Source organism: Pseudomonas sp. PS01297, assembly GCF_029959305.1.
Classification (GTDB): domain Bacteria; phylum Pseudomonadota; class Gammaproteobacteria; order Pseudomonadales; family Pseudomonadaceae; genus Aquipseudomonas; species Aquipseudomonas helleri.
On the sequence record NZ_JASCPQ010000243.1, the window covers coordinates 1 to 251 of the forward strand.

The following is a 251-nucleotide window of genomic DNA, read 5'->3' on the forward strand; positions in this document are numbered from 1 at the left end:
TGGCTGGCTGAAAGAAAATCGCAGGATCGGCACTCGCTATGACAAGCTGGCCAAGAGCTTTGCAGCCATGGTCACCTTGGCCTGCAGCCTACGTTGCATGCGGCAATACTTTTCGTACAAAGCCTAAGAGTTATGGCCGGGCTTACTCATTCATCCACTGGATGATTGGCTGGTAATCCTCGACACTGCAGTCCGTGCACACACCACGCGGCGGCATCGCCTTTTCACCCTGGGGCACGTGTTGCACCAAC

At 55.4% G+C, this 251-nt stretch carries 2 pseudogenes; one reads left to right on the forward strand and one right to left on the reverse strand.

Features of this window, described 5'->3' with window-relative positions:
- Window positions 1–127 (forward strand): annotated as a pseudogene (locus QMX84_RS26465) (IS5/IS1182 family transposase); the annotation flags it as partial.
- Between the two features lie 15 nt (window positions 128–142).
- Here the strand turns inward: QMX84_RS26465 and QMX84_RS26470 are convergent.
- Window positions 143–251, reverse strand: a pseudogene (locus tag QMX84_RS26470) (cytochrome c5 family protein); the annotation flags it as partial.